We start from the raw sequence: 8,302 nt of genomic DNA, 5'->3' as shown, positions 1-8,302 counted from the left end.
CACGCGGCGGCGATGTCTTCGGGTCTGCCGATGCGGCGCACCGGGGTTGCGTCGATGTTCTGTTGGACGACGACGTAGCCGCGCGCCTCGGACTTGCGCAGCATCGGTGTGTCGATGAAACCGGGGGGCACCGCATTGACGGTGATGCCACTGGGGCCGTATTCGAGCGCCAGCGACTTGGTAAGGCCGTTCACGGCCGACTTGGCCGCCACATACGGCGCCATGTAGGGCTGACCCGAATGCGTGCTGGACGAGGAGATGTTCACGATGCGGCCCCAGCCGGCCTCGATCATGTCGGGCAATACCGCCTGAACGCAGTGGAAGACGCCGTTGAGGTTGACGTCGATGATGTGCTGCCAATCGTCGAACGTGATGTCGGTGAAGCGCTTGAAGCGCTCAACTCCGGCGCCGTTCACCAAAATCGTTACCGCGCCGAGCTGCGTCCGGATCGCCGCCACCGCGGCGTCGACCGCGGCGCGATCCGTCACATCGGCGGTGTGGGCGAACTTGTCGTCGGACTCTACGAGGTCGATGGTGGCCACGTGAATTCCGTCGGCGCGCAGCCGATTCGCAACGGCCTGGCCGATGCCCGAGCCGCCTCCGGTGACGACGGCGGTCTTCACGAAGCCGCGCTCGTCTCAGTCATCAAGAATCTTCCTTCCGAATATGAGAACCGTACTCTCGGACCAGATGATCCCGCAAGACAAACTAGGCGCGTTTGTCGCATCGGTAAATCGCCCCACTGCCGTCATCAGGCCACATGACTAGGTGGTCTACGCTTTCTTGAGTTCTCATGTCGCGAATGTATGATTCGCCGAGGATGAGAATGAAGTTTCCATCACACTAGGGGGCTGGATGCCGGAAGCGTCGACGATTTCCAGTGGCGGGCCGAGCGCCGCGGAAACATCTGAGCGGCCTGCCGATCGGCGCCTGCTGATCGACGGTCAGTTGATCGGGACTTCGGGGACGTTTCCTTCCGTCAATCCGGCCACCGGTGAGGTGCTGGGCTATGCGCCGGACGCGACGCTGGCCGATGCCGAGGCGGCGGTGGCGGCCGCGCGCCGGGCCTTCGACACCACGGCATGGTCGACGGATACCGACCTTCGGGTCCGGTGCCTCGAGCAGCTTCATCGGGCGCTGCTCAACCATCGCAACGAACTGGCCGAGCTCACCATCGCCGAAGTGGGCGCCACACCGGCCCTTACCCAGGGCGCCCAGCTCGACTCGCCGATCGCGATCGTGCGGTTCTACGCCGACCTGTTGAAGAACTATCCGTTGACCGAGGACCTCGGCACTATCGAGAGCCGGGGTATGCAGCACCACCGCTGGGTGGAGAAAGAGGCCGCCGGGGTGGTGGCGGCGATCATCGCCTACAACTACCCGAACCAGCTCGCGCTGGCCAAGCTGGCGCCCGCGCTGGCCGCCGGATGCACGGTGGTGCTCAAGGCCGCGCCGGACGCGCCGTTGGTCACGCTCGCGCTGGGTGAGCTGATCGCCGACCACACCGACATCCCCGCCGGTGTGGTCAACGTGCTGAGCGGCGCGGACCCCGAGGTCGGCGCCGTGCTGACCACCAGCCCCGACGTCGACATGGTCACGTTCACCGGCTCCACCCCGACCGGTCGCCGGATCATGTCCGCCGCCAGCGAGACTCTCAAGAAGGTCTTTCTCGAACTCGGCGGCAAGTCCGCCGCGATCGTGCTCGACGACGCCGACTTCAACATGGCCGCGCTGTTTTCCGCGTTCAGCATGGTGACCCACGCCGGGCAGGGCTGCGCGCTGACATCCCGGCTGCTGGTGCCCAAGAAGCACCACGACGAGATCGTCGAACTGGTCAAGAACAACTTCGGGCTGGTGCGCTACGGCGACCCGACCGATCCCCAGACCTACATGGGTCCACTGATCAGCGAGAAACAGCGCGACAAGGTCGACGGCATGGTGAAACGCGCCGTCGAGGCGGGAGCCACCTTGGTCACCGGCGGGGAGAAGGTGGATCCGGGCTTCTTCTATACGCCGACGCTGCTCACCAACGTGGATCCGGACAGCGAGATCGCCCAGGATGAGGTGTTCGGCCCGGTCCTGGTGGTTATCGGCTACGACGATGACGACGACGCCGTCCGGATCGCCAACCACTCGATCTATGGCCTGTCCGGCGCGGTGTTCGGCACCCAGGACCGAGCCGTCGCGGTGGCCCGCCGGATCCGCACCGGGACGTTCTCGATCAACGGTGGCATGTACTTCGGCCCCGACACCCCGTTCGGCGGTTACAAGCAGTCCGGGATCGGCCGGGAGATGGGCAAGGCCGGATTCGAGGAGTTTCTGGAGAGCAAGACCTTCGCGACGGTTGTTTCGTGAGCAGGCCGCTGGAAGGGTTTCGCGTTCTGGAAGTCGCGATGTACGGCTTCGTGCCATCGGCCGGCGCGGTGCTGGCTGAATGGGGCGCTGACGTGGTCAAGGTCGAACATGCCGTGACCGGCGACCCGCAGCGCGGCCTGCGACAGACCGGGCTGTTGTACTGCGACAGTGATCCCAACCCCAACATCGAGCACGCCAACCGCCTCAAGCGCAGCATCGGACTTGACATGTCGGTGGCCGAGGGCAAAGACGTGCTGCTCGAATTGGCCCGTCGCGCAGACGTTTTCCTGACCAGCTTCCTACCGGCGCACCGACACAAGTTCGGCATCGACGTCGACGACATCCGGGCCATCAATCCGAAGATCATCTACGCCAGGGGCAGTGCGTTGGGACCCCGTGGCGGAGAGTCCGTGAAGGGCGGCTATGACATGACCGCCTTCTGGTGTCGCGCCGGCACCGCCGCAACGGTCACCCCGCCGGATGTCGACGGCATGATCGGCCCACCGGGCCCGGCCTACGGTGACACCATCTCGGGCACCAATTTGGCCGGTGGGATCACGGCGGCGCTGTTGAAGCGCGAGCGCACCGGTGAACCGTCGGTCGTGGACGTGTCGTTGTTGGGTAGTGGCCTGTGGTCGATGGGGCATACCGTGGCGCTGACCAGGCATCTCGGTCAGCGGATGGAGGCCCTTCCAGCCGGCATGCACGGGTCGCCGATCAATCCACTCGTGGGTTGGTACCCAACCTCCGACGACCGCTATATCTCTTTGGTGATGATGCAGCCCACCAAGTTCTGGGCCGACGTGTGCCGCCACATGGATCTCGAGGAACTCATCGACGATCCGCGGTTCGCCACCGTCGAATCGATCGCCGAGAACACCGCGGCGGCCGCGGAGATCATCAAGGAGACGATGGCCAAACGGACCCTCGTTGAGTGGAGCGAGCGTTTCGCCACGCTCTCCGGGCCGTGGGCGCCGGTGCAAGACACCCTGCAAGCGGCGGATGACGCTCAGGTCAAGGCGAACGAATACCTGGTACAGGCGGGCGAGCTCGAATTGGTCGCGAATCCGGTGCAGTTTGATGTCAGCGCCCCGCAATCCGGACCCGCTCCTGGTTTTGCAGAGCAAACCGACGAAATCTTGCTGGAACTGGGATTTGATTGGGACCGGATCATCGAACTCAAGACGGCCGGCGCCGTCACCTAGACCCGCGGGAGAACCCGATGCCCTATGTCGCCGCTATCGGCACCTACCTGCCGTGTTGGGGAACCGCCCAGCACCGGGTGGCCGGTGACGACGAGGACGCCGTCACCCTGGCCGTGGAGGCCGGCCGGGCCGCGCTGAGTTCGGGTGGTGCGGTGCAGCGTGTGGTGCTGGTGAGCAGGGATCTGCCGCTGCTGGAAAGTAGTAATGCCGCCGTGCTGTTGGCAGGTCTCGGACTCGATCCCGAGCTCGAGGTGGACGAGCGGCTTGGTGGTGCGCCCGCGACGGTGGACGCGCTCAGTTCCGCCCGACCGAGAACGCTGATCATCGGGGTCGACCTGGACCCCGCGGGTGCCGCCGCCATCCTGACCGCACAAGACGGGCTGCAGGTCCGCACCGCGGCCCGGGTCGCGCGCAGCCTGCCGGTGCGGACCCGCAACGCCACCGGGGATGTGCATGACTACGGCGATCCGCGGCTACTGCATGAGCGCGGCCTGATCGCTTCCCTGGCGGCCGCCTGGCTGGACACCCCGGCAGCGGTGGCCGGAGTGGATCACGAACGCGTTGTCGATCTGTGCATCGGCAACCCGCCGCCGCTGCCGACGACGGGGGCCAGCTCGAGCCTGTTCGCACTGGCGGGCATGACGGAGCGCGGTGCCACCGGCCCGTTGGTCGCGGTGGAGCAGGCGATCCTGTCCGGCATCACGGTCACCAGCGGGGCCGCACTCATTTGTCGCCGGGAGCCGTCGCCGCGTCCGATGCCCGAGTCCAGCTACATCGCCGATGCCGAGATACCGATATCGCTGGCGGCCTACGAACGGGCGTTTGAGGCCAAGGTCCGTTGGGAGGCAGGGCGTTTCGCCGACGCCGACGAACTGGACTTCCCGCCGCGGTATCGCGTCGGCCACGACGGCAGCCTGGCCACCCGCTATGAATTGGTGCCGCTGCCGCGCACCGGGACCGTCTACACCGAAACCACGGTGCACATGCCGGTTCCGGGGTTGAAGACGCCGTATTCGTTGGTGATCGTGGAATTGGACGGCGTCGGTGTGCGCGCCCTGGTGAAGGTCACCGGGGCGCAGCCCGGCACGATCGAGATCGGCGACCGCGGTCGGATGGCGCTGCGTCGGGTCGCGGTCCGGTCCGGGGTGCCCGACTATGGGTACGCCTTCGAGCCGGAGGCGGCCGTCGCATGAGGCGAGTCGCGGTTGTGGGTGCCGGAATGACGCCGTTCGGTGAGCATTTCGCGCTCGGGATCAAGGACCTGCTGCCGATGGCGTTCGCCGACTGCGCGCGCAGCGTCGACAAGGGCCTGGCGAAGGCGGACCTGCAGGCGGCCTGGTTCGGCGCGATGGGCACCACCGACGGCTTCCCGTCGGGCATCCTCGCCGACTCGCTCGGGTTGCCCGACCTGCCGGTCACCCGCGTCGAGAACTCCTGCGCCACCGGAAACGACGCGGTCCGCAATGCGTTGTTCGGTGTTGCGTCGGGCGCGTTCGACGTCGCCCTCGTGATGGGCGCCGACAAGCTGCGCGACACCACGTCGGCGGACATGTTGTGGGAGTGGGAGGCGATGGCCCGCGACATGGCCTGGGATTACCCGCTCGGCGTGGTGTCTCCCGCCGGGTTCGCACTGCACGTGGGGCGGTATCTGCACGAGTCGCCGGCTACCGAAGAGCACATGGCGATGGTGGCGGTGAAGAACCACCGGCATGGCGTCAACAACCCCAAGGCCAGGTTGCGCTTCGAGATCACCATGGAGCAGGCGCTGGCGGCGCCGACGGTGGTGACACCGTTTCGGCTCTACGACTGCGCCCCGCAGAGCGATGGGGCCGCCGCGCTGGTGCTGGCCGCCGAGGACGTGGTGGATCGCTTCACCGACCGTCCGGTGTGGATCCGGGGTGTGGGCATCGGGCTGGACTCGGTCATGCACCAGCACAAGCCGGACATGACGACGTTCACCGCGACGGTTCGCGCCGCCAAGCAGGCGTTCACCATGGCCGGCATGACGCCGTCCGACCTGGACGTCGCCGAAGTTCACGATTTCTTCACCGGCATCGAGCTGATCAGCTATGAAGATCTCGGCTTCGCGGAACGGTTCGGGGCCTACAAGCTTCTCGAAGCGGAGGTCACCACTATCGGCGGTGGATTGCCGGTGAACCCCAGCGGCGGGCTGAAGGCCAAGGGCCACCCGCCGGGTGCGACCGGCGTCGCGCAATGTGTTGAACTATTCGCACAATTGCGGGGCGAAGCCGTGAACCAGGTCGATGGCGCGCAAATCGCTTTGGCCCACAACATCGGCGGCCCGACCGCGGTTTCGGCAGTCACGATTCTGGAGGGACCGGGTACCGATGGCCGATAGATGGTCCGCAGGCATCACGCTGGGACGAGACCTGTCCGGGCCGATGCAGGCCATCGGCGGGTTTTTCGCGATGGCGGCCGACGCCCTGAGGTTCATCTTCCGCAGGCCGTTTCAGTGGCGAGAGTTCCTCGAGCAGTGCTGGTTCGTCGCCCGGGTTTCGTTGGCTCCCACTCTGCTGGTGGCGATACCTTTCACGGTGCTGGTGAGCTTCACCCTGAACATTCTGCTGCGCGAGCTGGGTGCCGCCGACCTGAGTGGCGCGGGCGCGGCCTTCGGCGCTGTGACCCAGATCGGTCCGCTGGTCACCGTGCTGATCGTCGCCGGTGCGGGCGCCACCGCGATGTGCGCGGATCTGGGTTCACGGACCATCCGCGAAGAGATCGACGCGATGGAGGTGCTGGGCATCAACCCGGTGCAGCGGTTGGTGACCCCGCGCATGCTGGCGGCCGGACTGGTCGCGCTGCTGCTGAACAGCCTGGTGGTCATCATCGGCATTTTGGGCGGCTACGCGTTCTCGGTATTCATTCAGGACGTCAACCCCGGCGCGTTCGCCGCCGGCATCACGCTGTTGACCGGGGTTCCCGAGGTGATCATCTCCTGCGTCAAGGCGGCGCTGTTCGGCCTGATCGCCGGCTTGGTGGCGTGCTACCGCGGGTTGACGATCACCGGCGGCGGAGCCAAGGCCGTCGGCAACGCCGTCAATGAAACCGTGGTGTACGCGTTCATGGCGCTGTTCGTGATCAACGTGATCGTGACCGCCATCGGCATCCGGATGACGACGGGATAGGGCCATGGCACTGCGGGCGGTCTATCCACGAGTATTCCGGGGAGCACGGCGACCGGTCGATTTCTTCGGCCGGATCGGCGACCACGTTCTGTTCTACGCCAGGGCCCTGGGCGGCATGCCGCACGCGACGATCCATTTCCGCAAGGAGATCGTCCGGTTGATCGCCGAAATCAGCATGGGCGCAGGCACGTTGGCGATGATCGGCGGAACCGTTGTGATCGTCGGCTTCCTCACCCTGGCGGCGGGCGGCACGCTGGCGGTGCAGGGGTACAGCTCGCTGGGCAATATCGGCATCGAAGCGTTGACCGGGTTCCTGGCCGCGTTCATCAACGTACGCATCTCGGCGCCGGTGGTCGCGGGCATCGGCCTGGCCGCCACGTTCGGCGCCGGCGTGACCGCCCAGCTGGGCGCCATGCGGATCAACGAAGAAATCGACGCGCTGGAATCCATGGCCATTCGCCCCGTCGAGTACCTGGTGTCCACCCGGATCGTCGCCGGGATGATCGCGATCACGCCGTTGTACTCGATCGCGGTCATCTTGTCCTTCGTCGCCAGCCAGTTCACCACCGTGGTGCTGTTCGGGCAGTCCGCCGGGCTGTACGACCACTACTTCGACACCTTCTTGAACCCCATCGACCTGTTGTGGTCGTTCCTGCAGGCCGTCCTGATGGCGATCACCATCCTGTTGATCCACACCTATTTCGGCTATTTCGCCTCCGGCGGTCCGTCGGGTGTCGGTGTCGCGGTAGGCAATGCGGTCCGCACGTCACTTGTGGTCGTGGTGTCGGTGACCCTGCTGGTCTCGCTGTCCATTTATGGTTCCAACGGCAACTTCAACCTGGCTGGATAGGGGAGCTGAGGCGATGAGGAGTAGCGCGGTACGCCCGCTGGCAGGCCTGGGCCTGTTTGTCGCGATCGCGCTGGTCATCGCGCTTGCCGTCGCCCTGTTCCGCGGCAGTTTCACCCCGACCGAGCCCGTCACAGTGATTTCGGACCGCGCCGGCCTGGTGATGAACAACGACGCCGATGTGAAAATGCGCGGCGTGCAGGTGGGCACGGTCGACTCGATCGAGTCGCGGCCCGACGGGACCGCCGCGCTGCACCTGGCGATGGATCCGAAGCAACTGCATCTCATTCCCAAGAACGTGCTCGTCGACATCGCCTCCACGACGGTGTTCGGCGCAAAGTTCGTGCAGCTGATTCCCCCCGACGATCCTTCCCCGGAGACGTTGCAGCCCGGCCAGGTGATTCAGGGCCGGCACGTGATGGTCGAGATCAACACGGTGTTCCAGCAGCTTGTTCAGGTGCTTGACAAGATCGATCCAGCGAAACTCAACCAGACGCTCGGCGCGATCGCAACGGCCTTCAACGGCCGCGGCGAGAAGATCGGCCAGACACTGACCGACCTCAATGCGTTTCTGGCCGAAATCGAACCGAGCCTGCCGAACCTGAGCCACGACATCGAGACCTCTGTTCCGGTGCTGACCGCCTACGCCGATGCGGCCCCCGACCTGATCACCACCATCGACAGCTCGACACGGATCAGCAACTCGATCGTGGAAGAGCAGCAGAACCTGGACGAGTTCCTGGTCAGCA

At 65.7% G+C, this 8,302-nt stretch carries 8 protein-coding genes; 7 read left to right on the top strand and 1 reads right to left on the bottom strand.

From position 1 onward, the window contains the following. On the bottom strand, positions 1-623 hold a 623-nt coding region (locus ACRDU5_RS07645; RefSeq protein ID WP_526613880.1), incomplete at its 3' end, for an SDR family NAD(P)-dependent oxidoreductase. A 232-nt stretch (positions 624-855) separates the two neighbouring features. Between ACRDU5_RS07645 and ACRDU5_RS07640 the strand changes: the two genes are divergently transcribed. The 7 genes from ACRDU5_RS07640 to ACRDU5_RS07610 form a co-directional block, all read left to right on the top strand. After that, positions 856-2,355, top strand: coding sequence for an aldehyde dehydrogenase family protein (locus tag ACRDU5_RS07640; RefSeq protein ID WP_526613879.1), 1,500 nt, complete (start codon positions 856-858; stop codon positions 2,353-2,355). After that, the gene (locus tag ACRDU5_RS07635) at positions 2,352-3,560 is read left to right on the top strand and encodes a CaiB/BaiF CoA transferase family protein (protein WP_526613878.1); all 1,209 of its coding nucleotides are present in this window, start codon (positions 2,352-2,354) and stop codon (positions 3,558-3,560) included. Before ACRDU5_RS07640 ends, ACRDU5_RS07635 begins: the two co-directional genes overlap by 4 nt. Positions 3,561-3,577: 17 nt before the next feature. Continuing rightward, complete coding sequence (locus ACRDU5_RS07630) at positions 3,578-4,753, top strand: Zn-ribbon domain-containing OB-fold protein (RefSeq protein ID WP_526613877.1); 1,176 nt, start codon at positions 3,578-3,580, stop codon at positions 4,751-4,753. Then, complete coding sequence (locus ACRDU5_RS07625) at positions 4,750-5,919, top strand: thiolase family protein (protein ID WP_526613876.1); 1,170 nt, start codon at positions 4,750-4,752, stop codon at positions 5,917-5,919. The genes ACRDU5_RS07630 and ACRDU5_RS07625 overlap by 4 nt, the downstream gene beginning before the upstream one ends. Then, on the top strand, positions 5,909-6,706 hold the full coding sequence (locus ACRDU5_RS07620) for an MlaE family ABC transporter permease (protein ID WP_526613875.1): 798 nt from the start codon (positions 5,909-5,911) through the stop codon (positions 6,704-6,706). Before ACRDU5_RS07625 ends, ACRDU5_RS07620 begins: the two co-directional genes overlap by 11 nt. 4 nt (positions 6,707-6,710) lie before the next feature. Beyond that, positions 6,711-7,556 (top strand): MlaE family ABC transporter permease, encoded by an 846-nt coding sequence (locus ACRDU5_RS07615; protein WP_526613874.1) that lies wholly within the window; start codon positions 6,711-6,713, stop codon positions 7,554-7,556. 13 nt (positions 7,557-7,569) lie between these two features. After that, the coding region (locus ACRDU5_RS07610) for an MCE family protein (protein ID WP_526613873.1) at positions 7,570-8,302 on the top strand (733 nt) is incomplete at its 3' end.

Origin of the sequence: Mycobacterium sp., from assembly GCF_050701515.1 — a bacterium.
In the GTDB taxonomy this organism is placed as follows: Bacteria; Actinomycetota; Actinomycetes; order Mycobacteriales; family Mycobacteriaceae; genus Mycobacterium.
Note: the sequence above shows the minus strand (reverse complement) of the source record. Positions and strands in the feature narration are given on the sequence as shown.

Bases quoted from the DNA above. Each gene is read 5' to 3' on its own strand.
- ACRDU5_RS07620 (WP_526613875.1), top strand. From the start codon at position 5,909: ATGGCCGATAGATGGTCCGCAGGCATCACGCTGGGACGAGACCTGTCC.
- ACRDU5_RS07615 (WP_526613874.1), top strand. From the start codon at position 6,711: ATGGCACTGCGGGCGGTCTATCCACGAGTATTCCGGGGAGCACGGCGA.
- ACRDU5_RS07640 (WP_526613879.1), top strand. From the start codon at position 856: ATGCCGGAAGCGTCGACGATTTCCAGTGGCGGGCCGAGCGCCGCGGAA.
- ACRDU5_RS07625 (WP_526613876.1), top strand. From the start codon at position 4,750: ATGAGGCGAGTCGCGGTTGTGGGTGCCGGAATGACGCCGTTCGGTGAG.
- ACRDU5_RS07630 (WP_526613877.1), top strand. From the start codon at position 3,578: ATGCCCTATGTCGCCGCTATCGGCACCTACCTGCCGTGTTGGGGAACC.